This window comes from Paenibacillus sp., from assembly GCF_048976745.1.
In the GTDB taxonomy this organism is placed as follows: Bacteria; Bacillota; Bacilli; order Paenibacillales; family Paenibacillaceae; genus Paenibacillus.
In genome coordinates this window covers 1094172-1120862 of the sequence record NZ_JBHGUU010000006.1, presented here as the reverse complement: position 1 = coordinate 1120862, position 26691 = coordinate 1094172, and the positions used below count along the sequence as shown (strand labels likewise).

Sequence of the window (26691 nt, the reverse complement as noted above, 5' to 3'; positions counted from 1 at the left end):
TTATATCCTCCCTTCTATTCCAAATGGTATAGATAAGGTTATACATGTACCCTTATCGCTGCTTTCAACCTGAATCTGTCCTCCGATGAGTCTGGCTCGTTCGTAAATACCAATGAGCCCGTAATGCCCGGTCTTTTTTCCGATAGTTGCTGTATTGAATCCTCTGCCATTGTCCTTAATCACCATTTGGAGTGAGTCGGAAATTTCTATAACGGATATATGAACCTGATCGGCGTGGGCATGTCGTGCCACATTCATAAGTGTTTCACTCAAAATATGTAATACATGTTCCATCGTAAACCCGGTCAGAGCCGAATGAACCTGCAACTCCAGTTGGATTTGAACGCCTGTAGCGATTCGAAAGCGTTGTAATTGGTCCTGTACTGCCTCGTTGAAATCAAATACTGGAGTAGCCCTTGTTCGCAAGTCATCAATTGCTTTTCTTGCGTCACCCAACGTTTGCCGAGCTTGTCCCATCGATGTCAGAACAATCTCGTGAGCACGCTGGATGTTTCCCCGGCTGAGGTATGCATCCACGGCTTCAAGCTGCATAATGAGACCTGCCTGTCCCTGAGCGAGTGTATCATGTAAATCTCTCGCCATACGTTGGCGCTCGTTAGCGAGTGTAAGCTCCTCGACTTTCTGATGGGTCAGCTCCAGATCGCGCAAAAACGTTTGCGTGCGCACCCGGGCATTAACCTGCCTGTAGTACAGGATAGCATAGGCCATTACCACAACAATCATCAGGAATAACAAGGGGATAAACAGTGCAAGATCCTTAGCATCCTTAATCCAAAGCGTAACCAGACAGAAAAGGAAATAGAGTACAAACGCAAAAAAAACAACTTTTCTGGGTTCAAATAAAATAGCTACGGTCTGTCCAATCAATACGGGAATCAAACCAATGAGTACAACGGGAAGACCATCTGGCATCAAGGCAGCGCTCCCGAAAATCAAGCCGGCCTGAAGAAACAGATATAACACCCTGGATACCTGAATCAACCTGCTCACTCGCCAGTATAACTGAATATGTGCCGCCATCAAGCCTACAAAAAACAGGCTGGGCACCAGCAACGGTCCTAGCAAGGTTTGCATCGCTACCGTAACCATAGTGACCAGTATAATCCATAACGCAATGGGAAGTCGGGATGAAGCGATTCGGTCATCCTCGGCATCCCGACTCATCTGCAAGAAGCTGGATCGTTCCGTCGTCTCATTCATAAGATCACCTCTTCTCCAATGATTATATTACGGATGGTTGTCCTTTTGTATGTACGTTGGTGCATGCCCTTTCGTGCATGAGCTAACATCCCATAATATCTTAAATGAAAAACACTCATAAGTCATGACTTATGAGCGTTTTTCGATGTTGTATAGTGAAAGCTGTTGTGTAGTGTTTTACTGACGAACAGCCGCATTTAATCCAGCAAGCAACTGGGAAAGAGTTTCCTCCGTAAGAGCCCCTCCTGTAAATGGGATCAAAGCACGAAGCGGCATATATTTCATCGATGCCTGAATCATCTCGGAGGAAACCGCATCGGATTGGGCCTCTTCCGCTTTTTCTGGAGCCAAGCCCTGTAATTGGCTCATGACAGCCATCGTTTTTGGATTGGCGAGCAGCTCACCCAGCGTTGTATTACGGTCAAAGGTAGGTACTGGCCCGGTTGTTGTGGACTCCACGTTGACCGTCTGTTGCAGGAGAATGGAACGAGAGGATGAGCCAATCAAAATATCATAGGAGCCACTCTCTACATGCCAGTCCTTCAAATCCACATTATAATAAGCAAAGCTGCGTTTATCCAGTGTGAAGGAAACGCTGCCCTCAGCGCCCGGCTCCAGTCCGATTTTAGCAAAACCTTTCAGTTCCTTGTCCGGACGACTTACTACGGTTTGCTGATCCCGCACATACAATTGCACAACCTCTTGACCGTAACGAGTGCCCATGTTTCGAATTGTAACAGTTACCGTAACCCGATCCGTATCCTTGAACTGTGTATCGTTCAGACTCAGACCAGTATATTCAAACTGCGTATAGCTCAATCCATAACCAAACGGGAACAACGGTTCAATGCCCTTACGATCATAGTAACGATAACCAACATATATGCCTTCACGGTATTCCACACGATCTCCGTCCCCGGGGAAGAACAGAGCCGAAGGGTTATGATGCACAGATTGAGGGAACGTCTCCGCCAGCTTGCCGCTTGGATTCGCTTCTCCAAATAACAGATCCGCTATCGCTCCTCCAGCTGCCTGACCACCCAGATACGCCTCCAGTACTCCCTTCACATCATCAAGCCATGGCATCACAATCGGTGATCCATTGCTTAACACAACAACAAGGTTAGGCTGCTCTGCTGCAACGGCTTTGATTAGCGCTGATTGGTTAGCTGGGATGTCCATGTGAGACCGGTCATATCCTTCCGATTCATAGCGGTCAGGCAGACCAATGAACAGCACAGCGACTTCCGCAGCTTTGGCCGCCTCGACAGCTTCATTCATCAATAACGGGTCACTTTCATCTGAAGCGAGCTTGTAGCCCGAAGCATAAGTCACCGATGCATCCGCTTCAGCAAGTAAAACCATCTGTTCATAAGCGCTATCCAGTTGAGTCGGATGGATATGCGAACTGCCGCCGCCCTGATATCTAACCTTCTCAGCCAGCTCTCCGATAACGGCGATGCGGCTATTTTTGCTCAGCGGAAGAATATTGTCCTCGTTTTTCAACAACACCATCGTTTCTCTTGCTGCTTCTCTGGCAATCTGATGATGTTGCTCAGAATCAAAGGTTGCTTCTGGACGTTTGTTCTCTGCCGCCTTGAAAATAACAGCTAACAACCTCTCCACAGCTTGGTCAAGCTGTTCTTCGGACAACTCGCCGCCATTCACCGCTTCCACAATTTTGCGTGGTCCTTCTCCGTTGGAAGAAGGCATCTCCAGTCCAAGTCCCGCAGCGATGCTGGCTGCGATCTCATTCACTGCGGACCAGTCTGTCACAACAAAGCCCTCATGTCCCCATTCTTCCTTCAAAATGGTATTCAGCAAATATTCATTCTCCGACGCATACGTTCCATTCACTCTATTATAAGAAGACATTACTGTCCATGGCTGCGCCTGCTTGACCGCTTTCTCAAAACCGGTCAGATAGATTTCTCTTAACGTCCGTTCATCGACCACCGCATCGGTAGTCATCCGGCGATGCTCCTGATTGTTCACTGCAAAATGCTTAAGTGAGGTACCCACACCCTGGCTTTGCACACCTGAGATATGAGCTGCAGCCAGCTCACCCGTCAGGTAAGGGTCCTCTGAGAAATATTCGAAGTTGCGCCCGCACAACGGGGAACGCTTGATGTTCGCCCCTGGGCCGAGCAGAATGGCGACCTCCTCCGCCTGCGCCTCTCTACCAATGGTTTCCCCGACAAGCTGCACGAGATCCCGGTTCCAGGAGCTGGCCAGCCCAACTGCCGAGGGAAAACAAGTGGAGGGTACACTGGCATTCAGTCCCAAATGGTCGGCATCACCTGCTTGCTTGCGTAATCCATGAGGACCATCTGTCATCATAATGGATGGAATATCCAAACGTTCTATAGCATGTGTGGTCCAAAAGCTGCTACCTGAGCAGAGTGTTGCTTTTTCGTTTAAGGTTAACTGTTTCACAATTTGCTTGATATCACGATTCATCATCCAGACACTCCTTCATCTATCGGCAGGTATCCTTGACATGCAATATGGCTATGTAAGGTCCCGCATAATATTATACGGCTTGAGTTTAGTTCTCTTATTAAGAGTACTGTCTGGTTGAATGACATGAAATAGCGCTTTCTTAATGTGGTATAACGCAATCCGAATAAAAGAAAGATCTCTCATGTCTCGCTGGCCACTTGCAGCGTTAATTCTCATAAGTATATCTGAACTTCTGTATCGTTTTCTTAAGATTTGAGGTCAACCAAGGAGGCATGCATTGAAATGATAGTTCAGCCATCATACAATACAATAAGTGTTGTAACAGCTTGTCTATAGAGGGGGAATTAGCATGTACGGTTTATTAATAGTGGATGACGAGAAATCGGTTGTGGATAGTCTCGCGCTGACAATTCCCTGGGAAGATTATGGCATCCAGGAAGTACATAGAGCTTACTCGGCTGCGGAGGCTCTCGATATCGCTTCCAAATATGCTGTTGATATCATGATTACCGATATTCGCATGCCTGAGATGGATGGGCTGGAACTTATTTTGGAGATTCGACGATTCTCCAGTAAAATTAGATGCATTATTTTGTCTGGTCACGATGAGTTTGAATATGCCCAAAAAGCAATTCAGTATCAGGCTGCTAATTATCTCCTGAAACCAATAAATACCGATGAACTTATCCAAGCTGTAACAAAGGCTATCGCCAATATTGAGCACGAATGGGAGCGCATCAGTTCATTTCAGCAAATTCAGCATGCCCTGCATGCCAATATGCCCTTGTTGCGCAATCAACTTCTCAAGGAACTTCTTCAGAACAAAGCCATGAGCCATCAGATTCTGGCCGAGCGTCTCAGCATGCTGGAGATTCCCTTTGCGTCCACTGACCCCTTTATTATGATGGTCATTCGGATGGAGGAGGAATTCTCCGGTTATGATCTTCGGTCATTATCCTTGCTCGAATATGCTGTGACCAATATAGCCGAAGAAGTGTTTCAGAATCCGTTCAAGCTGTGGCATTGCATTACAGAGCAGGGATATCTGGTATTCTTAATCAAGAACAGTGATCTGCAAGCACTCGATTCAGTCGACTCCTACGCGGTCAGACTGCAAAACAATGTTCAAAAATTTTTAAAAGGAGCCATCTCCATTTGTCTGAGTAAAGAGCAATGCTTCCCTGACCACCTCTCCGATTTGTATTTAGCCTCTGTGTCAGCCATCAATCGGAATGTAGGCAGTAACAAAAGCTATTTTATTACGCTGGACAAAAAGGATGCGGATTCCCATGAACAGCAAAATCTCATTAATTTGTATGAGCCACCTTTGCTCTCTAACTTGCTTGAATCAGGTAATTGGGATGAGGCCATAAGCAAAATTTCCAGAATCCTTTTCTTAAACGAAGTTGACAAAGAGCTGTCACACGATCAATTGTTTACAGTACTACTCTACCTTTCCTCCACATTCTCGATTTCACTAAAATCTCAGGACACGACGGTTGAGGAAATGCTGGGGGAGGAGTTCGAATTTTTGCTTCGGAAAAAAAGCCAGTTATCCGGCCAACGCATATATAGCTGGGCAGAGAAAATGATTAATCAACGGCGCAAGCAGGCCTCCAATCAGCTGATGAATGCGCACGAACAAATTACGTCTAAAGTGAGAACATACATTCAGGAGCATTTGGCAGAAGGTATCTCTCTTCAGGTCATTGCCGACTATATCGGCCTGCACCCCGTTTATCTGTCCAAGGTGTACAAAACGGTCACCGGAGAAACGATTGGCGATTATTTGTACAGTTTGCGCATGAACAGAGCATCTTATCTGTTAATGAACACAGACCTCAAAATTGCAGATGTCAGCAAGGCGCTTGGCTTTTTAGCTCCGCCGCATTTCATAAAAATATTCAAAAAGCATTATGGATGCACACCGCAGGAGTTCCGCACTCGTTAACGAAACGAATGACCAAAAAAAACATCCCGAGTGTATCGCTCATTATAAAAGGAAAATGCACTGGGATTGCTCCCAGTGCATTTTGGCAGTTCGTCTAAATCTATTATTGCTTCACCGTGTCATACCATTCATTTACCTCTTTTATAATGCTGTCTCCACCAGACGATTTCCATTTCGCTACAAATGAATCAAATTCAGCTGCCGGCTTTTTGCCATAAATGATTTCAATGTACGTATCCATCTGCATTTTGGTCAGCAATTCTTGTCTGGACAGCATTGTTTTGGTCGAAGCGCCCTGGAAATATTCAGGCACATCAGCATTACTCTGTTCCATTCCTACTAGAAGTGCTTTAGATGTGAAGGCTTCCAGTGGATTATTCTCGTCCTGACCAAGAATTCCTGTTGGTGCCAGTGCAGCTAGATCTCTGTTGGACAGTGTTTCGTTGTTCGCCATTTTAAGATTAGCCTCCAGCCTTCTGGAAGGATAGACTACATCTGAACCGGTAATTGTATATTTCATCGTCCCTACTTTTCCGCCCGGAATTTTGCTCTCATCCATATTGGCCTTGCCGTCATCGATTACATAATCGTACCCTTCCTGGAAACCTTTGAACATGAATGGATCTTCCGAGTTATATACCTCGTACAATGCATTTTGATAATGGAAGAATGCCTGCAACGCTTCATCCGAGATGTCCTTGCTGATCAAAATGGCACTTGTGTACGGATCAGCAATGGTGCGCATGTTTTTTCCATCTACTCCCTCAGGAATCGGGTATGGATTGTAGATCGCATTTGGATTGGATGCCAACAGCATCGAACCAGGGTATGTCATCATCCAGTTCTCACCACCCAGCATACCCACTTTGCCTGATGCTACATTCTCGGCTACCTTGTTAAAATCGTGGAGGGCAATATCACTTGCAATATAACCCTTGTTCATCCACTCGTTTAGTTTGCCCAAACCGGATTTGACCTCTGGCTGAATCGAGCCGTACTTGAGGCCTCCATCTGCATCAGGATACCATCGTTCTGGTATAGCACCGAACAAGCCAAATATCCAGGAAGCATCACCCATTGGTGCGCCAAGCATCTGATCCTTCATCGCAAGTTCCAGTGCTACAGTGTCTTTTTTACCGTTGCCGTCAGGGTCAAGATTGACAAAAGCATCCATCACCTTTTCCAGTTCCTCCAGATTGGTCGGTGCCTTCAGATTCAGCTTATCTAGCCAGTCTTGGCGAATCCAGAGTGTAGACTGTGTTCCTGCCGTTGGACGTAGTACAGGAATAGCAAACTTTTTGCCATCCTTCATGAAGGGATACCAGGCTGTGGGCTCTTCTGCAAGAGCGGCCTTCCACGTATCTGATGCATATTTATCAAATGCTTCGGACACATCCAGCAATTTTCCCGAATCAATAAAGGTGTTAATTGTATTGGACTGCGACGAATTTGCGACGAACAGATCCGGCATTTGATCTCCAGAGGACAACATCAGCTTCAGCTTGGTGTCATAATCCACGGATGAAGCTGTCCATAGTGTTTTCAGTTCTACACCGAGGGTATCTTTGGCCCAACGGGTATGCACATTGTCCATATAGTTCTCGCCATTTTTGAATTTGACCGTTGGGTCTTCCCCTCTCACCATTGTAATGGAAACGGCAGGCTCAATTTTACCATCCACAATTGAAATTTCCTTCGCAGGTACAGCCGATTTGTCAACCTCCTCTTTACTACTGCAAGCGACTAACAGACTAAAGCTTAATGCCAGAAACAGGCTTCCCCACATCATTTTTCTCTTGTTCCTCATTGGTCTACCCCCTAATGTTTCACTTCTATTGTATATTCACACTCTTCCCTTGAAGAAAAAGCAGAATGACCCAACCAGATTGCTCTATTGGCAGCATGCAGACTATTCTTTGACTGCACCGATGACAATGCCAGCTGTAAAAAACTTTTGAAGCACAGGATAAATGAGCAGAATCGGTATAGCTCCGATTAAAACCTGAGCTGCACGAATAGAGCGGTTGTTGATTGTGGCTATATCATTTACATTGCTGGCATCCACTACAGGCACAGCGATCAGTGACTTCAGCAGCGTGCTGAGTGGTACGTTGTCTCCACGCATGTAGATCGAACCAGCAAACCATTCGTTCCAGTCGTTCACTACCATGAACAATCCAACCGTCGCCAGCACAGGCAAGGACAAGGGTAGAAACATGTTGAAGAACACTTGCCAGTGGTTGGCTCCGTCAATAAAGGCAGATTCCTCAATCTCCTTAGGCAATGCTTTGAAGAAATTCATAATCAGAATGAGATAAAATACATTGACCAGCCCAGGGAGCACCAGCGCCCAAACCGAATTGTACAAACCAATTTTAGTCACCAGCAGATAAGTAGGAATCAGCCCACCGTTAAACAGCATAGCAACTACAAAAAGTCCCACAAATGCCTTGTAGCCAGCAATGCCATCTCTGCCCCCACCCTTGGACAGCACATACGCAGCCATACAGTTAATCATTAGACCAAGCACCAGACTTAACACGGTACGTTGCACAGAAAGCCACATTGCTGGCATAAAAACCGGATTTTCAAGCGCCTTCAAATAGGAGTTAAAGGTGAGATTAATGGGAAAAAAGGTAACTCTGTTTGCCATAACGGCATCTGTCGAGCTTAACGATATCGCTACAACATGCAGCAAAGGCACAATACAGATCAGCGCCAGCACAACCATTAGAAGGTTATTAAAGACCTGGAACCAACGCTGAGGCGCGGACATGACTTGCATGAGAACCCCCCTTAGAAGATTTTATAATCGGCTACCTTATAGGCAATGCGGTATGCGCCCACAATCAGAATCAGGCTGACTATTGATTTGAACAATCCGATAGCTGTGGAGAAGCTGTAATTACCGTCAATGAGACCAACACGGTATACAAAAGTATCTATAATATCACCTTTTTCATATACGAGCGGATTATATAGATTGAAAATCTGGTCAAAACCTGCATTCAATACTTGGCTTAATGATAAGGTAAGTACAACAGCTATAGTTGGAATTAATGAAGGAAGTGTAATATGCAGTACCTGTTTCCATTTGCCTGCTCCGTCAATCTGTGCGGCTTCGTACAGCGCTGGATTGATGCCCGCCATCGCTGCCAGGAAAACAATAGAACCATATCCGAACTCCTTCCATACCTCACTGGATACCACGGTGAACAGAAACCAGTTATTGTCACCCAGAAAAAAAATTGGATTGAACCCGAGCGCTTGAAGCGCCTGATTCACAAGTCCGGTGTCCGGATTAAGCAATTCGATGAAGATGCCGCCGAGCACAACCCATGACAGAAAGTGGGGAAGGAAAACAAAGGTTTGCACGGTGCTTCGCAGTGCTTTGCGACGGACCTCATTAATCAAAAGAGCAAAGCCCATGGTGGAAACAAAACCGAATATTAACTTTAGCACCGCGATTCGCAGTGTATTCCAGATCACCTGGACACTGTCCGGATACTCAAACAAAAATTTGAATTGCTCCATGCCTACCCACTCGGATTTCAGAATGCCCAGATATGGCTTGTAATCCTGAAATGCCATGACCAAGCCTCCCAGTGGTGTGTAGACAAACACAAGAACCAGCAATACAGCCGGACTTAACATCAGATAAAGTTGCCAGCTATCTCCCCTTCGAACGATTTTCTCTTTGCGTTTTTTGGCTGCCAACTCCATATAAGACGAAGACCTCCTCATACATGAATTTGTATTAATAAACTCATTGTAAGCGCATACATAATTGCAAGATATAGTGTAATACAAAGGAGACATAGCGTTTTCTTAACTTTTAATATTTGCTTACCAATTGAAAAAGTCGCCGGATGGCGACTTCATTATGTTTTAAGATAACTGGCACTGAAAAGTGTGCTGTCCACTCGTTAATATATGCGTTTCCCCATCCGGCATATAAAGAGAGCAGGTAGTGGATACAGGCACAGCAATCTCAATGCTGAATTCGTTCCCGTCTGCTTTCCAGTTTACACTCGCCAGACCATACGGTGTTTCTGTAGATGCCTTGGCCCAGGTAATGCCGCCACCAACCATGGGAGCAATGCGGAACGTCTTATAACCGCCACTGGTTGGCTCTATGCCTGCCATACGTTTGTAAAACCAATCCCCTACAGCGCCATTTGCATAGTGGTTGAACGAAACCATGCCACCGCTCGACTCTTCCGCAGATTTGTTACCACTGAGTTCCTCAATATTAACCGTTCCATCCGGTCTGAGAGAATCCCATCGTTCCCAGATCGTCGTCCCGCCAGCCTTGACCTCGTAGAGCCAGGAAGGGCATTCTTCCTGCAACAGCAGATCATAGGCCGTTTCAAGCTGACCATAATCGGACAGAGCAAACAAAAGATAAGGTGTTCCTGTGAAACCGGTCGTCAGATGATTATCGGCCTCCTGAATCAGTCGCACCAGATTGTTCACCATACGGTCTGTTTCCTTGCCTTTCGTCATGCCAAAATGAAGTGGCAATACATAGGCCGTTTGAAATTCCTTCTTCAAGTTACCTTGCTTATCGGTAAACGCGTTCCGATATGCCGCAATAATCTTCTCCCGCAAGCCTTTATAATAACGGATATCCTCGGTATGTCCCAGAATCGCTGCAATTTCTGCCATAATCCCACAGGAGTTGGCAAAGTATGCTGTACCGATCCATTTCCCCTTTTTCAACCATACTTTTGCGTCTCCCTCGGGAGCTGCCCAGTCGCCAAAATGGAACGGGAAACGCCAGATGTACCGGTCCGTAGGTGAAACAGACAGGAAGGAAGACCACCACTTGGCTGCCTTCAGGAACTTTTTCATTGAAGAATACTGCTTCTCCAGCACCTGTTTGTTGCCACGCGCCAAATATTCGGCCCAAGGCACAAGAATGCTGCTGTCCCCCCAGCAGGAGTTCGCCATGGCCGGCCAATGGTCTCCGCCACGCGGAACAACCATTGGGAACCCTCCACCCTTGGATTGCTCTGCTCGCATATCCATTAACCATTTGTCGAAAAAGCGGCTCATATCGAAGTTGAAACATGCCGTTGAGGCAAATACCGCAATATCTCCCGTCCATCCCTGCCGCTCATCCCGCTGAGGACAGTCGGTTGGTATATCAACAAAGTTGGAGCGCCCGCCCCAGCGGATGTTGCTCTGCAACTGGGTAACCAGCTCATTCGAGCAGGAAAAATGGCCAATTTCCTTGAAATCCGAATGTAGCACATAAGCCGACAGCTCGATATGCTCTGGATCAATGCCGGATAATCCAACATATCGAAAGCCCATGTAGGTTAATCGCGGAGAGTATGTCTGTTCCCCCCCCTGGCAAATATACGTTGCTGTCGCCTTCGCTGTACGCAAGGATTTTACGAATAGTTCATCATCTACCAGCACCTCGGCATGGCGGAAAACGATCTGTTGATACTTTTCTCCGCGAATTTTGGCGTGGATGACCCCTGCAAAGTTTTGACCAAAATCATAAATGACCTCTCCACTCGGAGATACTTTGCTGGCTATCGGTCGCAATACCTCCTGTACACGTACCGGTAGGCCATACTGAGCCAGCAAAGCCGGATTTTTGCGAGGCTGTGTAACATCAACAGGTTTCCATTGGACGGATTGCAGATGAATTGTCGCATCATAGGTTTCCCCGTCGTACCACTCGGCCATGCGATAGTTCCCTTCAAGGGAAACTTCCCAGGTCGAATCCGTTACCAAGAGATCCGAGGTACCATCCGTATACTGGACATACACCTCGCACAGCAGCGCTTGCCGATCCGCATTGATCTTGTTTTTACGACCGTAGTTGAAGGAGCCTACTGCCCACCCGCCTGCAACGACAGCGGTAATTGTGTTAGCGTTCTGAAGCTGATAAGTAATATCGTAGGTCTGATACTGAATCTGGTGATCATACGATGTAAAGCCTGGAGCAAAGTAATCCTGGCCTACTTTTTCCCCGTTTAAGTCAAGTTCATATACGCCCAGTGCTGTAACATTTATCCATGCCTTTTGCACCGTCTTACTCAGATCAAAGCTGCGACGAAAAGTCATCGGCACCGGTGACACTTTTTTGGGGAAATCGTAGGACATGTCTGTAATCCATTGTGCCTTCCATGGGGTATCCAGCCGGCCTGTCCGGAAGGTAGTCATACCTTCCGCCTGCTCTCCACTACTGCCAATCGCCCGGATTCGCACTTCATAGCTTGTATGAGGCTTCATGGGCCCCGTATATAGGTTGTTTATATGATCAGTTGTTGTCGTCCGCCAGTTTCCCACCTCAATGATGGCTTCACGCAGTTTCTCTCCTGAACGATCCGACGACAGTGTAAACGAAATGACAGGGGCATGATCTGTCACACAGCCATGCTCCAGCCCTTCAATCTTGATGGAAGATATCGTTAACATAGCTGTTTCTCCTATCTTGTTTATTTATTTTACATCCAGTTCAGACACCACTTTTTTGTAAACTCTCGTCTCACTTGGTGAATGCAGCGGTGTCCATACTTGTGCGAAAAATGGATCAGCCTTGGCTCGCTCTGAATAGTTCCAGCTCTCACGCTCACATTCCGGACACCAGTGACCTGCCTCAAGAACAAGCTTCGGGCTTGCCTCGAAGGTATGACCGAAGGCGCATTTGAAGCTCAGTTTTTGTCTCCAGTTGCCCTTCTCCATTTCGCCGGATCGGAGCTGACCTCCACGGAACTCGGCAGCCGATTTCAAATCATGAAGCTCAAGAGCCTCCTCGGGCTTGCTGTCATCGTACCCGTGATCAATATGGATGACAGTATCCCAATCCGTGAAATGTTTGAAATCACTTAATTTGTCAGGGATTTTAGCCCATTCTTCTTTGCTTCCCCAATAGGCGTCAATGTGATCCTCAACGTTTTCCTCAATAAACCGCAGTGTGCCATGCTCGGTCCGAGCCGGTTTTTCGAATATTTTTTTCATGGCACTGCCCATCAGCCGTTCCCCGAATGGAAGTTTGCACAATATTTTCGCCGCGGTAGCCTGCGAGCCCAGGTTTTCGAGATAACAGCGGTAAAAGTAGTCCATTCCGTCCTGACGGAAATTCAAATAGTTGTTAAGTTTGTCCGAATCCAAATAATATTGTCCATGGAAGTTACGAGTGGCATACCATTTTGGGTTAATGACATGATCAAGGTTCTTAAAGCCAATTGCACCATACAATACCTGGTACATCTCATAGGTACTGACACGACAAGACTCACCACCACCGATGTTATAGACGTGACACCAGAAATCTTCCGGTAGCTTGCCTGTAAACTCATAATTACACAAATTTTCCATCATTCTGCCGGAATCGCGGTCAGATACATACTCCAGCACATTATCCAAACAGTTATGGAACATGATGGCATCCATAATTTTACTCATCGCAGGACCCATAATGCCCGTTTGACGTAAGCTAACCCAGTATTTAAGCCCGGATTCAATAACCAGTCGTTCTGCTGCTATTTTGGATACCGCATAATAGTCGTACATGCTCGGTTTAATTGGATCACCTACACGGCCCCAATGGATAGGCGGCATCCGATCTCCGGTCTCGGCAATCGTTCCAATAAACACTAACTTCGTGTGGTCCTCCTGACCATGCTCGAAAATCGCGTTAACCAGATTTTTGACAGCCCCATAATTAATTTCCATCGCTTTTTTGGGGAAATAATCAGCGGCAGGGGAAACGAACGCAGCAATGTGGAGGATCAGGTCTGCGTCCTTGACACACTCAAGCACCTTGTTATAGTCCAGTATATCTCCATACTTGATTGTAACTTCATTCAGATCGCGGTAAGGCTCCAGTGCCTTGCGATCCTTTTCAGTATCCAGACACAGAGTAACAATGTCATACAAATGGCTGTCCTTAATCATTCTTTTCAAGCTTTCCTGTCCCATTCCACCGGATGCCCCAGTAATAAATACACGCTTTTTACTGACGAGTTTTTGGCTCATTGGATTTCCTCCTAGGTGTGTTGTACTTCATGCTAGATTTAATTTTTTTGATGCTTGGGCAGTGGCGGCAACTTATCCTTTGTCCTCATTCGTTTTAATCCCTTAATCATGCGCCCGTTCAACATGTCAATTAGCCCTGATGCAATATGATAGTTAAAGCGACCGGTGCTGGACACGGACATAGAACGTATACTGTTATTGGGCATCATTTTCATCATAAACATGCCATTTTTTCGCTCCATATCCCGCTCAGGTCCCTCAGGCATTTTCTGTGAGCGTTTGAACTGTTTTTTGCCGATGCCCACGACGAAGGTATAGAACACTTTGCCAATCAGCGAGCTTTGCAGTTCATCCAGTCTGGAATCAAGTGTATATTTAGGTGATCCTTTGGAAGATGACAGGAACACTTTTTGTCCCAGCAGAGCTTCAAATTCCGTCATACTCACTTCGGTCAGCTGTTCTGGAGAAAAATAATGTTTTAGCTTTTCACGCGAATAAGGGCTTGCAATGTCAGGCTGATCAATTATCGACAAACTGGCCGTCAAACGAATGTCTGTGACAGATGCGGCAACCATAACCGTGTACTCCCCATTTTCAATAACCCACGCTTTGCGGTCCACATGATAATAAGCAAGATCACTTCTGGCAAAGCTCATCTCCACTCGCTTGGTCTCCCCTGGCTTCAAATAGACTTTGCCAAATGCACGAAGTTCCTTGAGCGGTTTGAACACATCCGTTTGAGGATTGGATACATATACCTGAACGACCTCTCCGCCCTCCTGACCACCGGTATTGGTGATTTCGCACGCGACCGTCACAGTTGTTGCATCACTCTGTACCTCAAGCGCTCCATACGTAAATTGGGTATAACTGAGTCCATGACCAAACGGATAGCGTACACCGTTTCCCTGCAAATAATCGTAATAGCGGTAGCCTACGTAGATCGACTCCTTATACAACTCTGACGGCTGACTTACAAATTGCTCTCCAAAAGGAACATCAGCATATGTTTGCATCCACGTCTCCGCCAGCTTGCCTGAAGGGTTTTTCTCTCCAAACAGCAACTGAGCTGCCGCTTCACCACCTGCTTGACCCGGAAGATACATATTCAGGATCGCATGGATGCCTGTCTCAAAAGGCAATTCAACGGGGGAACCTCCAAATAATACAAGGATGATTTTTTTGTTCAGCTTGCATAGCTGGTTCAGAAGAGAGAGCTGATTGTCCGGAAGTGCCATCGATTCTCGGTCATACCCTTCGCTTTCCGTGTAATCGGTCTGTCCACCGAAAAATAGAATGGTGTCTGCGGACTGTGCCTTGGCGATGGCAGCTGAAGCATATTCGGATTCCACGGCAATCTCGGATTCGCGGTACCCTCTCACATAATCGTACGTGATGCCTCGCCGATCAAAGGCTGCTTTGGGCGTGGTTAAGCGAGCTGGATTAATCAGCGAGCTGCCTGCCCCCTGAAAACGCATCTTTTCAAACAACTCTCCAATGATCAGGTATTTTTGAGTGGCCTCCAACGGCAGGCTGCCATCATTTTTCAACAGTACGGCACTATCCGCCGCGATGTCACCTGACAACGTGTGGTGCTTGTCTATATCAAAAGCCATCCCCTGCTGAATATTGTGTGTTCGCTGAATTAAATTCAATATGTTGTTCACCGCCTGATCCAGCGCAGACATTGGTAACTCCCCGCTATAGGCTGCATCAATAATCGTTTTTCTGAAATATTCACAATCCCCCGGCATCTCCAAATCCATACCTGCCTTAATACCTTCGACCCGGTCCGATACTGCCCCCCAATCACTAATGACTGCGCCGTCGAATCCCCACTCATCTCTCAAAATCTTGGTCAGTAACGTATGATTTTCAGAACAAAATACACCATTCACCTTGTTATAAGCACTCATCACAGTTGTTGGTCGCGTGTCTTTCACAATTCGCTCAAAGGCTCGGAGATAGATTTCACGCATTGCGCGCTCATCCAGAATCGAGTTACCCATAAAGCGAAAATTCTCATTATTGTTAACAGCAAAATGCTTTAGAGATACACCGATGCCTTCTTTCTGAACACCTTCTACAAAAGCACAGCCCATAATACCTGACACATATGGATCTTCTGAGAAGTACTCAAAATTTCGTCCACATCTCGGATTTCGCTTAATATTGACAGCAGGCCCCAGCAGAATATTTACACCAAAATGATGGCATTCCTTCGCAATAGCAGCCCCCATTTTACGTACATTGTCCGGATTCCAGCTTGTGGCCAGTGTAACCCCTGTAGGAAAAGAGGTCGTCTCTTCACTTTTGTTCAACCCGAGATGGTCCGCTTGTTCTCCCTGCTTGCGCAGACCACAAGGACCGTCAGTCATATATATGGATGGAATCGACAATCTCGGAATGGAGTTCGTTTTCCAAAAATCGACACCTGCCATGAGGGCTGCCTTTTCTTCTATCGTCATACTTTGGACAAGATGGTTCAAGGACTCCATAATCTCTTCTCCCTTCATTCATCAGAATAGTTAATCCTAATTTTATCGAATGATTGGAGTAATATATTTCAAATATGTATGGTTTATTATGAATTTGTACTTTAAATAAATTGACTCATTGGTATCAGGTTTGATAAGTTAAATCTAACATGACAACGTTTAAGCTCAACAGCGGCTTTTGCTATTAATGGAGGCATCATGATGACGAACATCCAAAAAAATCTCAAATTTCTGTATCAATCCACATTAATCCCCACCTACATGTATACCAACGAGCAGTGTATATATAGTTATCCACACCAGAACGAGATAACACTCCCACCGCTGGAATATGTCTCTCAGCTTATGCTTGCCGAAGAAGATGTCACATACCTATCGACCTCGTTTTTTGCTTATTATGGCGCGGTGAAGGTTCAGTCCAATCCCAGAAGCGTCATTATAGTTGGGCCTGTCAGTCAGATTCCCTATCTGAAGGATACGCTGCGTATTGCCAAAAGAGCTTTTGTGGTTTCCGGTCAGGAGGAAGCAAACTTTGAAGTCTTTCTGAAACGAATACCGCCAATGCCGTTACAGCAGATTCTAAATCATCTGGTCACCATTCATTATTTTGTAAACGGACAGGAAATGAAATATCTGGATCTGCTTCAACTGAATTTAATGAAGGAAATTAATGTGAAACAAACAGAACAAAATTATGAGAACAAGGAGAATTTTTATTTTAACAATTCCTACGATATCGAGAATCAAATGTGTTCTTACATTGAAAACGGGAATGAGAAAGGTCTCCAGCATTTTATGGAGCAACCTTTCATGGTTCATGAAGGCATGATGGCTGGAGATACGATACGGCAGACAAAAAACACTTCTATTGTTGCCATTACACTTGCTACACGAGCAGCGATTCGTGGTCAATTGGACACAGAGGTCGCTTTTCAGTTGTCAGACTTGTATCTGCAGCAGATCGAGCTGTTATCTACACCTGAATCCATTCAAAATTTTATGAAGGAAGCGTTATTCAACTTTGCAAGAAGAGTTCAGGTTGCAAGGTACAATATTGATGATTTTGGAGGTATGCAACATTTGATTCAATATATTTTTCATCATGTACATCAACATTTGACCGTGGATCTTGTTGCTAAACATTTTGGTTATAGTCGCACCTATCTGTCCAGCGCTTTCAAAAAGCAGGTCGGCAAAAGCCTGCATCAGTTCATTATTGAATGCAAACTGAAAGAAGCTCAGAATCTGCTTGCCTATACCAACAAGCCCATTAGCGAGATTAGCAACTATCTCTGTTTTTCCAGCCAAAGTCACTTTCAGACGGTATTTAAGAAGATTATGCATATTACACCTGCCCAGTACAGAAAGCAAAGCCAGCGCGGTGAGTTGTTAGCGAATTCTATTCATCGTTGTGGCATAGTGGAGGCTTGATGTAATGTAGAATCATTTCTTTCATCAACATTAATTGTTTACGAGGCTCCACATCTGCGGATGTTCTGATGAAGGGACAATTTACTGGAGAATATCCCAAATGAGTTAACCACTGTTGTGAGAAGTTCACTCGGTTGAATATCCTGCCTAACGGTTCCATCACGTTCTCCCTGCACAATAATCTTGTTGAATTTAGCAGAAATACTGCGTTGCATTACATTGATCTCCTCTATTTGAGCTATATCCAGGGAGGAGTGCACAGCACCATTCAAAAGATCTTCAAACCGTTTAAATGGTAATACATAGGTTAAATATATTAGATGAATACTCGATACGAAATAAAAGAGACACAATGGTAGCGAGTTCAAGACCTGTTTCCACCTGAACGAAAAACACAAGGAGGACGCCCCGTATTGGACAACCGGATTATGTTAAATGCAATGCTTTGGGTTGCACATTCAGGCGCCCCATGGCGTGATCTACCTGACCACAACAGCAGCTGATCACTTTTTATTAAACTGTTCAACTAACCTCCCAGTCTTCCACGAGATGAAGGTTTTTCCGAAAATTATTTAGATTCATACCCATTATTTTTCCAATCGTTACAAGTTCTTGCCCTCGACGCCTGACAAGGTTATGACAAAATTAGCGGCCTTCTATAGGCTCCCACCCATTCCCCTGCTCAGTTGCCTACATACAATACATTAGACTAATGAACAGGAGTGATGTGATATGACATTTTTACCTCCTTTTGGACCTGGTGGAGGGTTCGGCGGACCTGGGGGTCCCGGAGGCCCCGGTGGACCCGGCGGATTTCCTGGTCCGCCATCATTCCCCGGGGGTGGAGGCGGCGGACCACAAGGCGTGCAGGCACCTACAGGTCCGCCACCATCATTCATTCCACAGCAACCCGCTTCGTTATATGCGGTAGATCCAAGAGCCATATCCGGCTGTCTGTTTCGCTACACATATATTTGGCCGGATCGTGGTCCTGGCTTCTGGATGTACCCGGTATTTGTAGGTAGAAATTCGGTGGCTGGCTTCCGTTGGAATGGCTTCTTCTGGCTATACACCGGCATTGATCTGCAGCGAATCAGCTCGTTTAGCTGTTTCTAGAAGTAAATCCCCCTGTATGCGGATTAATCCACATACAGGGGGATTTGGATTTATGGAATATTCACCTTGTCTAAAGCAACTTAATCAGCTTTTCTAGCTCATCAACCAAACTCTTTGCAAGTTCAAAATTAGTATCTTTTAAAGCCAATTCAATTTTCATTTCAACAGACTTTTTCTTTTGTTCATTTTCTAGATAGTTTTCATCAAAATGACTCGTATAAATCATCTCTCTAAATTCTTCTATACTCATTTTACTAATCGTTTTGTCCCCGATAATTAAAACATAATCCATACCATTGACAACCGAATAGAAATCATGAGAAATCATGAGAATCGCACCTTTGTAGTCCTCAATAGCTTTCTCCAATGCGATTTGGCTATAGATGTCTAAATGGCTTGTCGGTTCATCCAGAAGCAATACGTTGGCTTGACTGGCAGACACTTTAGCCAATTGAAGCATGTTTTTTTCTCCGCCAGATAACGATTCAATCTTTTGATCAAGGATTTCTCCTTCAAAGCCATAGTTTGGAAGATACGCTCTAATCTCGTCATACGTTTGAAACCCTGAATCAATGAATTCATTTAGTATGGTATTCGAATCTTTTAGCATTTCGCCTTGAACCTGAGATAAATAAGCCACATTAACATCAGCATTGATTTCAATGGGATCCTGTTTGTTTTGGAAGATTTCTCGGAGTAACGTCGTTTTCCCGGTACCGTTAGGACCGATCAGGGCTACTTTATCTGTCGATTTGATCTCAAAGTTCACATTTTCCAAAAGCAACTCGTCAAAGGAAACGCTATAGTTATTGACATTAACCACAACACTGTCTTCCATTTCCTCATCGATCCCAAAACGGATATTCGGCTGTTTGATATCGACAAATGGCTCTTTTATTCGACGTGCTTCCAATCTCTCTTGAAACTTGACTCTGGCTTTTAACGCTCTGCCTCTGGAGGCTTCCGAATTATACGTGGCGATCTCTCTAAGATTGTCGATGATGTGATCGTATCTCTCAATTTCTTCAGCTTCAGCAACCGCGATTTCTTGCAGCTCAATCTTCGTCTGAAGCAGCGAGAAGTTGTAATCGATATATCGCCCGTCAAACTCTTGGAGCTCTGTGTTTTCGAGGTGTATAATCTTGTTGAAACAATGATTCAACAGGTAACGATTGTGCGTAACAACGAGCAGCATTCCCTTGTGTGTGTTAATCAATTTTTTAAGCGCGTTCAGGTTTTCAAAGTCTAAAAATACATCAGGTTCGTCCATAATCATTAAATCTGGACGATTCAGCATTTCCTTCATCACTTGAATAAGTTTGAATTCCCCGCCGCTTATGGAGGATATACTAAGATCTTTGAGCTTCATGAGGTTGGCAAGGTTTAACTGCTTATTGATGTTTTTTTCGTAATTATCCCCATCCATCGCTTCGAAGGCATCCAAAGCCAATTGAAGCTTTTCCATCAGGGAATCCATATCCGATGTGGTGGCCATCTCCGCATAAATCGCTGTAATTTCATCTTGTATCTTGATGAATTCTTCTGCGATATATTCAAAAACGGTCATTTCTTTTGTTTTGTCTACTTGCAAAAACTGACTCACATACCCGATTCTGCAATCGGGGTCTATCTCTAACTTGCCCTCGAACAAATATCGTTCCGGATCCATCAGGATATCGATCAATGTACTTTTTCCACTGCCGCTTGTTCCGATAAAAGCACAATGTTGTGCCTCTTCAAACGTAAATGAAATGTTTTTATATAGTTCCTTTTGTGGAAATGAGAAGGATAAGTTTTCAACTTTTATCATAGTGTTACCTTTCTTTATAACTAAATTGGTGGCTAGTATTAAATATATTGTCGAACACAGACTTTTAGAGTAACACTGTTTACCCCCAAGTACAATCGATTTTTAGCCCTTACCCTCACTTCGAAATTCGAATACTTTCTTTCAGTAAGTCCCTTTCAACCTATATGTATATACAAATTTAGGCTTAGTCTTCATTTCCTGCTTCAATGTTACGATAAATAGTATGGGGTTATACAAATGACCATATTTTTTGATTACATCCAAGGGGGAACAGAACGTGAGACAGACTCGCAAAAAAAAGATGGATTTAAGGTTCAAGCTGTATTTGATCATTCTGGTTCCGCTACTGACCATGGGCGGTCTAATCATGTGGACCACGATCGATTCCAGTAAAAATGCGTCACTAATGACCATGCAGCATAATAATCAGCAGCTGGCCGTGAATACCGCCTCTCAACTAGGTCAGGAATCGGAATTAATCAAGACATTAGCTTCTACTGCTTCAGAGGAGAGCAGCGAATATAAACGTCTTAGAGACGAACTCGTTAAAGTTAGGCTTCAATCGGGTGCCTTATATGTTTATATGTATGAAAAAACTTCAGACGGGTGGAGTTACACTGTGGATGGAGCGGATTGGGATGATACTGAATATAGCTCGTACGGGACTGCCATGGAATTCAATCCCCAGATTCAGGAACGTTTATTACGCGGAGAAGTCATCACAACAGGTATTGTAGATGATCCAACCTGGGGACAGCTGTTGTCCTCCTTTACACCAATCAAGGATTCGCAAGGTACGATTATTGGTTATCTGGGCATTGATATTTCTGCTGGAGCAGTGAATCAGGTCTCTGCGACATCCGTGAATAATGCCTACCGGACCATTATTCCGATTTTCGTGGTTGTACTGATTCTATCGCTGGTCATGATGTTATTCGTGGTAAGAGGCATCCTCAGACAAGTACGGGATATTAAGTCAAGCCTCGAACAGGTCGCAGATGGGAATCTCAAAGTTGTATCCACACACATGACAAACGATCAACTTGGTGACATCAGTGATTTGATTAACGTCATGGTTGCGCAATTGACAAACATACTGATGGGAATACAACAAGGTTCGAATACGCTGCAGCAGTCCTCGACCAATATTGCGGAAACGGCTCAGACGAACCAGCGTCAGACCGAAGAGCTCTCCAGAGCAATTGAGGAAATCGCCATAGGCTCCATGAAACAGGCAGAAGAAACCGAACATTCCGTCCAGCATTCCGAGAATCTTGGCAAAATTATGGATGAAGTCGGTTCTTATGTGCAACAGTTTACCCATACTTCAGAACAACTGTCTGCCGTACAAGTACAAGTTACACGTGAACATGAGGTTCTGCTTGAAAAAGGCCGGGAGAATGCCAAGCGGGTTGAGCATCAGCAGGAAATTTCCAGGTCTCTAACAATGCAATCGGAGCTCGCTTCCTCTATTAGTGGACAAATCCACAATATCCTGAAACAAACCCAGATTTTATCGCTGAATGCTTCAATCGAAGCAGCCCGTGCTGGTGAGGCAGGTAAAGGTTTTGCGGTTGTTGCTGGTGAAATGGGACATCTCGCTCAGCAGTCCGAACATTCGATCCGGGAGATTGATGTGATCCTGAGTTCATTTGTTCAAGAAATCCACCGGATGGGCAGTCATTTTGAAGAGAACATGGTGGCGGTCAAGGAACAGGAAGAACAGATCGCTGATTGCCTTCAGGCGTTCAGACAGGTTAGTCAATTATCGACTGAAGTGCACGAGCTTGCTCAGCGTTTGGCAAACCGGACGATGGATATGCACTCCATTCGACACGAAGTGGAACAGCACCTGAGCTATATCGCTTCTGCAACCGAGGAAACTTCAGCCATGGCTGAAGAAGTCACGGCCAGTGCCGAGGAACAGCAGCGATCGGCGAGTGAACTGTCGAACATCTCCGGGCAGCTTGCCGGCCTTGCTGGCAACCTCAAATCATATTCCGATCAATTTCAGATCGCAGTCACTAAATAAGTTCACAATCTCATTAAAAGTGTCGTTAGAAGACAACTTAGATTGGCCGGAAACATAACTTTGGAGAGCGCGTTGACTTATGAACGATTCCTCATTTATAATTCGGACATTGAGAGCCGGGCACTGCTTGCCATGAAAGCCTGGAATATGGATCTGTAAACAAACTCAACTGTGAAAGAGTGAGGAATTATGAGTAAACAAAAGTTATACTATGGTAAAGATATCGAGGTCATGTTTAATTCGGATGTTTGCATTCATTCCGGTATTTGCGTAAAGGGCCTCCCTGCTGTTTTTGATTTAAACAAGCGTCCTTGGGTTGATCCCGATGGTGACACTTCGGAGGCCATTGCTCGGCATATTGACACATGTCCAAGCGGAGCATTGACGTATAAACTTCTGAACGATGAATACTCAACACAGAAGGAGGATGAACATGCATAATGTAGAACATGAAGCTGCCAATAAAAGATTCCTTATTCAAGATAACGGCAACGTTGCTGCGGTGATGACTTATGTAATCTCAAGTCCAGAGTTATACATTATTGATCACACATTGGTTGAAAATGCATACCGAGGACAAGGGCTTGGCGATGAACTTATCAAAGCTATGGTTGAATACGCGCGGGAAAATGATATTAAGATTTTACCTTTATGCCCTTTTGCCAAAGGACGTTTTGAACGTATCTCCGAATACGCGGATGTTCTCCATCAATAAAACGAATATTCTCAGCTGATTTTTATATGGTTACATAACAATTAAAGGCGTCTATATCATTTAAGCTATGATATAGACGCCTTTTTACGTATCCAACTTATACTTTATCGCTTAAACCAACCATGATTTCGAACGGTCGCAACACCAGTGGCAGCATGCCATTCTCATAGTTGGTAAGCCAGATCTCTGAGAAGTTGAGGCCAGGCTCATCTTCCTCAAGCTCCACGATGTGTTCAGAAAGATTGATAACTACCAGCACCTTTTGGTCTGCCAGTGTACGTGTATATGCATATACACTCCGGTGTTCCGGCATAAGAAGCTCATAGATCCCATAAGTCAACGTATCGTGTTTTTTTCGCAGCTGAATCATTTGTTTGTAAAAGTGCAGGATGGAACGTGGTTCCTGAAGTTGCTTCTCCACATTAATATTGATGTAATTGTCATTCACCTTCAGCCATGGCGTACCCGTGGTAAACCCGGCCTGTTTGGCCGAAGACCATTGCATCGGCGTTCTGGAATTATCACGACTTGAAGCCCAGATGATGTCCATGATTTCCTCATGCGACATCCCCTCTTCGCGTTTGATCTGATATAAATTCCGATCGGCTATGTCGTTATAATCTTCTATGGAAGGGTAAGCCACGTTGGTCATGCCTATTTCTTGCCCTTGATATATGAAAGGTGTACCTTGCATGAAAAAGTACATGGCTCCAAGCGCTGTCGCGCTTTCATACCAATACTCCGTATCATTTCCCCAGGATGAAACTTTGCGAGGCTGATCATGATTTTCAATAAACAAAGCATTCCAGCCGATGCCTTCCAGTGATTTTTGCCACTTGGTCAAGACGTTTTTCAATTTGGGAACATCCAGTTGCCTGTCTGTACTGTTATTCCAAAGATCCAGGTGTTCGAATTGGAAAACCATATTAAATTTCCCTCTGACTTCACAGATCCAATCCAGCAGATCTTCCTGATCCTCCACCTTAACTCCATTCGCTTCACCAACAGTCACGACGTCATATCTGGATAATGTGTTCTCTTTCATTTCTTGCAGATAACTCTGGATTCCCTTCACATTCATATGCTTTTCAAAAGAAGGGATGTATTTGACGCCTTCCCTGATTGGCATATCCAACAGGCCCTCTTCTTTGTGAATATGGCTGATTGCATCGACACGGAAACCATCAATCCCTTTATCCAGCCACCAATTCATCATTTCATAGATGGATTTACGCACTTCTTGATTTGCCCAATTCAAGTCCGGTTGTTTCTTGGAGAACAGATGGAGATAGTACTGTCCGGAGACTTCATCATATTCCCAGGCAGAACCGCCAAATATGCTCTCCCAGTTATTCGGTTCGTCTCCTTTCTTCCCATCTCTCCAGATGTACCAATCTCGTTTGGGGTTATCCAGTGAAGCTCTGGATTCAATAAACCACGGGTGTTCGTCACTTGTATGATTGATCACCAAATCCATAATGAGTTTCATGCCGCGTTGATGCACTTCATGCAACAATTGATCAAAGTCCGCCATCGTGCCGAATTCTTCCATAATGGAACAGTAATCACTGATGTCATAACCATTATCATCGTTGGGTGACTTATACATCGGGCAGATCCAGATCAGATCCATACCGAGATCTTGAATATAATCGAGTTTGGATATGATCCCTTTGATGTCACCAACCCCATCTCCATTGGAATCCATGAAACTTCTCGGATAGATTTGATAGGCTACTGCTTCTTTCCACCATACTCTTTTCATTGAATATAATCCTTCTTTCTTGAGAACTGAACATGATATAACCTATTACGTATTATGCTTTAATTATGCATAAGGTACATTCTTGCTTCATATGGGCGTAATATGCTCTCGGAGAGCTCACCTGTATAATTGGATATCAAAAGCTGATTGGACGCTGTTAATTGCTCCTGAAACGGGAGTTCGATCGTATATCCCTGGAAATTGCATATCACAAGAATCGTAGTATTATTCAACCTGCGAGTATAAGCAAACACGTCGGGGTTCTCTGGAAAGATCAGCTCATAATCACCATATACAATGACTTTATGATCTTTACGTAGTTGAATCAACTTCCGGTAATAATGGAATATGGATTCAGGGTTATTCAAACTTTCTTCGGCATGGATATGCTTATAATTCGGATTCACCTTAATCCAAGGTTCCCCTTGTGTAAAACCTGCGTTATCGGAAGCATCCCATTGCATAGGTGTGCGTGCATTATCACGTCCCTTGGCGTAGATCGACTCCATCACGCTTCGTTCAGGATAACCTTTCCCCATTCTTTCCTTATAAAAGTTGAGCAATTCAATATCCCGATACTCCTCGATCGCATATTGAACATTGGTCATCCCCAATTCTTCACCCTGATAGATGTAAGGTGTACCTTGCATGCCATGAAGAAGGGTAGCGAGCATTTTAGCCGATTCAATCCGGAATTCTCCGTCATTTCCCCAACGGGATACAATGCGAGGCAAATCATGGTTGTTCCAGAACAAACTGTTCCAGGCATCACCCTTAAGCTCTGTCTGCCACTTGGACAGCACTTTTTTTAATGCCATCACATCCAAAGGCTTGAGATCCCACTTCCCTTTACCTTCTTGTTCATCCAAGCTGATGTGTTCAAATTGGAATACCATTGAAAACTCACTGCCGTCCGGATTGCTGTACCGTTTGGCGATCTCTGGAGTAGCGCCCCATGTTTCTCCAACCGTTAGCAGGTCTTCCGCCTTTTGAAAGGTTGCTTTGCTCAGTTCCCTAATATATTTATGCAGATTAGGTCCGTTTCCTGTAATTTTCAAATCCGGTTCTTTACCAATTAAGTCGATTACGTCAAGTCGAAAACCACCAATACCCTTGTCGATCCACCAATTGATCATGTTGTATATCTCCTGCCGGACTTTTGGATTTTCCCAGTTGAGATCGGGCTGTTTTACGGAAAATAGATGCAAATAATATTGCCCGATCTCAGGCACCCATTCCCAGGCAGAACCACCGAAAGTGGAACCCAGGTCGTTCGGAGGTGTTCCTTCCACACCATCTCTCCAGACGTAGTAGTCATGGTACGGATTGTCTTTGCCTTTTTTCGCTTCTAAAAACCAGGGATGTTCATCTGAAGTATGATTCAAAACCAGATCCATAATGATCCGAATGTCTCGTTTCTTGGCTTCAAGAATTAACGTATCCATATCTTCCAAAGACCCAAACATCGGATCAATGTCCTGATAGTCTGAAATATCATATCCGTAATCATCTTGAGGGGACTTGCATACAGGAGATAACCAGATCGCACCAATGCCGAGTTGCTGCAAATAATCCAATCGGGACACAATGCCCTTCAAGTCGCCGATGCCATCTCCGTTTCGATCCTGAAAGCTGCGTGGATATATTTGATATACAACGGTTTCTTTCCACCATTTTTTATTTTCCAT

Annotated in this window: 19 protein-coding genes; 7 read left to right on the top strand and 12 right to left on the bottom strand. The window is 44.7% G+C overall.

Annotated elements, in window-relative coordinates; all coding sequences use genetic code 11:
- Window positions 1-1221 (bottom strand): sensor histidine kinase, encoded by a 1221-nt coding sequence (locus tag ACE3K2_RS11535; protein WP_421889915.1) that lies wholly within the window; start codon window positions 1219-1221, stop codon window positions 1-3.
- Window positions 1222-1398: 177 nt separating this feature from the next.
- Window positions 1399-3681, bottom strand: a complete 2283-nt coding sequence (locus tag ACE3K2_RS11530; RefSeq protein WP_421891182.1) for a beta-glucosidase family protein — start codon at window positions 3679-3681, stop codon at window positions 1399-1401.
- A 352-nt stretch (window positions 3682-4033) separates the two neighbouring features.
- Between ACE3K2_RS11530 and ACE3K2_RS11525 the strand changes: the two genes are divergently transcribed.
- On the top strand, window positions 4034-5635 hold the full coding sequence (locus tag ACE3K2_RS11525; protein WP_421889914.1) for a response regulator transcription factor: 1602 nt from the start codon (window positions 4034-4036) through the stop codon (window positions 5633-5635).
- Window positions 5636-5738: 103 nt separating this feature from the next.
- Here the strand turns inward: ACE3K2_RS11525 and ACE3K2_RS11520 are convergent, their stop codons facing one another.
- The 6 genes from ACE3K2_RS11520 to ACE3K2_RS11495 form a co-directional block, all read right to left on the bottom strand.
- The gene (locus ACE3K2_RS11520; protein WP_421889912.1) at window positions 5739-7442 is read right to left on the bottom strand and encodes a sugar ABC transporter; all 1704 of its coding nucleotides are present in this window, start codon (window positions 7440-7442) and stop codon (window positions 5739-5741) included.
- Between the two features lie 102 nt (window positions 7443-7544).
- Complete coding sequence (locus tag ACE3K2_RS11515) at window positions 7545-8420, bottom strand: carbohydrate ABC transporter permease (protein ID WP_421889910.1); 876 nt, start codon at window positions 8418-8420, stop codon at window positions 7545-7547.
- Window positions 8421-8431: 11 nt separating this feature from the next.
- Window positions 8432-9358 carry an ABC transporter permease gene (locus tag ACE3K2_RS11510; protein WP_421889908.1) on the bottom strand — a complete coding sequence of 309 codons (927 nt, stop codon included), beginning with the start codon at window positions 9356-9358 and terminating at the stop codon, window positions 8432-8434.
- Window positions 9359-9523: 165 nt separating this feature from the next.
- The gene (locus ACE3K2_RS11505; RefSeq protein WP_421889906.1) at window positions 9524-12073 is read right to left on the bottom strand and encodes a family 78 glycoside hydrolase catalytic domain; all 2550 of its coding nucleotides are present in this window, start codon (window positions 12071-12073) and stop codon (window positions 9524-9526) included.
- A 24-nt stretch (window positions 12074-12097) separates the two neighbouring features.
- Window positions 12098-13636: an NAD-dependent epimerase/dehydratase family protein gene (locus ACE3K2_RS11500; RefSeq protein WP_421889904.1), complete on the bottom strand. Its 1539-nt coding sequence runs from the start codon at window positions 13634-13636 to the stop codon at window positions 12098-12100.
- A gap of 38 nt (window positions 13637-13674) precedes the next feature.
- Window positions 13675-16134 (bottom strand): glycoside hydrolase family 3 C-terminal domain-containing protein, encoded by a 2460-nt coding sequence (locus ACE3K2_RS11495; RefSeq protein ID WP_421889902.1) that lies wholly within the window; start codon window positions 16132-16134, stop codon window positions 13675-13677.
- 198 nt (window positions 16135-16332) lie between these two features.
- On the opposite strand from ACE3K2_RS11495, the gene ACE3K2_RS11490 reads away from it, so the two are divergent.
- On the top strand, window positions 16333-17565 hold the full coding sequence (locus ACE3K2_RS11490; protein ID WP_421889900.1) for a helix-turn-helix domain-containing protein: 1233 nt from the start codon (window positions 16333-16335) through the stop codon (window positions 17563-17565).
- Window positions 17566-17603: 38 nt separating this feature from the next.
- On the opposite strand, the gene ACE3K2_RS11485 is transcribed toward ACE3K2_RS11490, so the two are convergent.
- A complete protein-coding gene (locus ACE3K2_RS11485; protein WP_421889898.1) occupies window positions 17604-17780 on the bottom strand; it encodes a hypothetical protein in 177 nt (58 codons plus the stop codon).
- A 156-nt stretch (window positions 17781-17936) separates the two neighbouring features.
- Between ACE3K2_RS11485 and ACE3K2_RS11480 the strand changes: the two genes are divergently transcribed.
- Window positions 17937-18068, top strand: coding sequence for a transposase (locus tag ACE3K2_RS11480; RefSeq protein ID WP_421891179.1), 132 nt, complete (start codon window positions 17937-17939; stop codon window positions 18066-18068).
- Window positions 18069-18297: 229 nt separating this feature from the next.
- A complete protein-coding gene (locus ACE3K2_RS11475) occupies window positions 18298-18681 on the top strand; it encodes a hypothetical protein (protein ID WP_047843165.1) in 384 nt (127 codons plus the stop codon).
- Window positions 18682-18751: 70 nt separating this feature from the next.
- On the opposite strand, the gene ACE3K2_RS11470 is transcribed toward ACE3K2_RS11475, so the two are convergent.
- Window positions 18752-20491, bottom strand: coding sequence for an ABC-F family ATP-binding cassette domain-containing protein (locus ACE3K2_RS11470; RefSeq protein ID WP_421889896.1), 1740 nt, complete (start codon window positions 20489-20491; stop codon window positions 18752-18754).
- A 277-nt stretch (window positions 20492-20768) separates the two neighbouring features.
- Between ACE3K2_RS11470 and ACE3K2_RS11465 the strand changes: the two genes are divergently transcribed.
- The 3 genes from ACE3K2_RS11465 (at window position 20769) to ACE3K2_RS11455 (ending at window position 23238) form a co-directional block, all read left to right on the top strand.
- Window positions 20769-22523 carry a methyl-accepting chemotaxis protein gene (locus tag ACE3K2_RS11465; protein ID WP_421889894.1) on the top strand — a complete coding sequence of 585 codons (1755 nt, stop codon included), beginning with the start codon at window positions 20769-20771 and terminating at the stop codon, window positions 22521-22523.
- Between the two features lie 189 nt (window positions 22524-22712).
- Window positions 22713-22964: a (4Fe-4S)-binding protein gene (locus tag ACE3K2_RS11460; protein ID WP_421889892.1), complete on the top strand. Its 252-nt coding sequence runs from the start codon at window positions 22713-22715 to the stop codon at window positions 22962-22964.
- A complete protein-coding gene (locus ACE3K2_RS11455) occupies window positions 22957-23238 on the top strand; it encodes a GNAT family N-acetyltransferase (protein WP_421889890.1) in 282 nt (93 codons plus the stop codon). The genes ACE3K2_RS11460 and ACE3K2_RS11455 overlap by 8 nt, the downstream gene beginning before the upstream one ends.
- Window positions 23239-23335: 97 nt before the next feature.
- Here ACE3K2_RS11455 and ACE3K2_RS11450 read toward each other — a convergent pair whose 3' ends face one another.
- Together ACE3K2_RS11450 and ACE3K2_RS11445 are read right to left on the bottom strand one after the other, a co-directional pair.
- The gene (locus tag ACE3K2_RS11450; RefSeq protein WP_421889888.1) at window positions 23336-25003 is read right to left on the bottom strand and encodes a glycoside hydrolase family 13 protein; all 1668 of its coding nucleotides are present in this window, start codon (window positions 25001-25003) and stop codon (window positions 23336-23338) included.
- A gap of 59 nt (window positions 25004-25062) precedes the next feature.
- Complete coding sequence (locus tag ACE3K2_RS11445) at window positions 25063-26691, bottom strand: glycoside hydrolase family 13 protein (RefSeq protein WP_421889886.1); 1629 nt, start codon at window positions 26689-26691, stop codon at window positions 25063-25065.

Excerpts from the sequence above, each read along its gene's own strand:
- ACE3K2_RS11535 (WP_421889915.1), bottom strand. The coding sequence starts at position 1,221 with ATGAATGAGACGACGGAACGATCCAGCTTCTTGCAGATGAGTCGGGAT.
- ACE3K2_RS11530 (WP_421891182.1), bottom strand. The coding sequence starts at position 3,681 with ATGAATCGTGATATCAAGCAAATTGTGAAACAGTTAACCTTAAACGAA.
- ACE3K2_RS11525 (WP_421889914.1), top strand. The coding sequence starts at position 4,034 with ATGTACGGTTTATTAATAGTGGATGACGAGAAATCGGTTGTGGATAGT.
- ACE3K2_RS11520 (WP_421889912.1), bottom strand. The coding sequence starts at position 7,442 with ATGAGGAACAAGAGAAAAATGATGTGGGGAAGCCTGTTTCTGGCATTA.
- ACE3K2_RS11515 (WP_421889910.1), bottom strand. The coding sequence starts at position 8,420 with ATGCAAGTCATGTCCGCGCCTCAGCGTTGGTTCCAGGTCTTTAATAAC.
- ACE3K2_RS11510 (WP_421889908.1), bottom strand. The coding sequence starts at position 9,358 with ATGGAGTTGGCAGCCAAAAAACGCAAAGAGAAAATCGTTCGAAGGGGA.
- ACE3K2_RS11505 (WP_421889906.1), bottom strand. The coding sequence starts at position 12,073 with ATGTTAACGATATCTTCCATCAAGATTGAAGGGCTGGAGCATGGCTGT.
- ACE3K2_RS11500 (WP_421889904.1), bottom strand. The coding sequence starts at position 13,636 with ATGAGCCAAAAACTCGTCAGTAAAAAGCGTGTATTTATTACTGGGGCA.
- ACE3K2_RS11495 (WP_421889902.1), bottom strand. The coding sequence starts at position 16,134 with ATGGAGTCCTTGAACCATCTTGTCCAAAGTATGACGATAGAAGAAAAG.
- ACE3K2_RS11490 (WP_421889900.1), top strand. The coding sequence starts at position 16,333 with ATGATGACGAACATCCAAAAAAATCTCAAATTTCTGTATCAATCCACA.
- ACE3K2_RS11485 (WP_421889898.1), bottom strand. The coding sequence starts at position 17,780 with ATGCAACGCAGTATTTCTGCTAAATTCAACAAGATTATTGTGCAGGGA.
- ACE3K2_RS11475 (WP_047843165.1), top strand. The coding sequence starts at position 18,298 with ATGACATTTTTACCTCCTTTTGGACCTGGTGGAGGGTTCGGCGGACCT.
- ACE3K2_RS11470 (WP_421889896.1), bottom strand. The coding sequence starts at position 20,491 with ATGATAAAAGTTGAAAACTTATCCTTCTCATTTCCACAAAAGGAACTA.
- ACE3K2_RS11460 (WP_421889892.1), top strand. The coding sequence starts at position 22,713 with ATGAGTAAACAAAAGTTATACTATGGTAAAGATATCGAGGTCATGTTT.
- ACE3K2_RS11455 (WP_421889890.1), top strand. The coding sequence starts at position 22,957 with ATGCATAATGTAGAACATGAAGCTGCCAATAAAAGATTCCTTATTCAA.
- ACE3K2_RS11450 (WP_421889888.1), bottom strand. The coding sequence starts at position 25,003 with ATGAAAAGAGTATGGTGGAAAGAAGCAGTAGCCTATCAAATCTATCCG.
- ACE3K2_RS11445 (WP_421889886.1), bottom strand. The coding sequence starts at position 26,691 with ATGGAAAATAAAAAATGGTGGAAAGAAACCGTTGTATATCAAATATAT.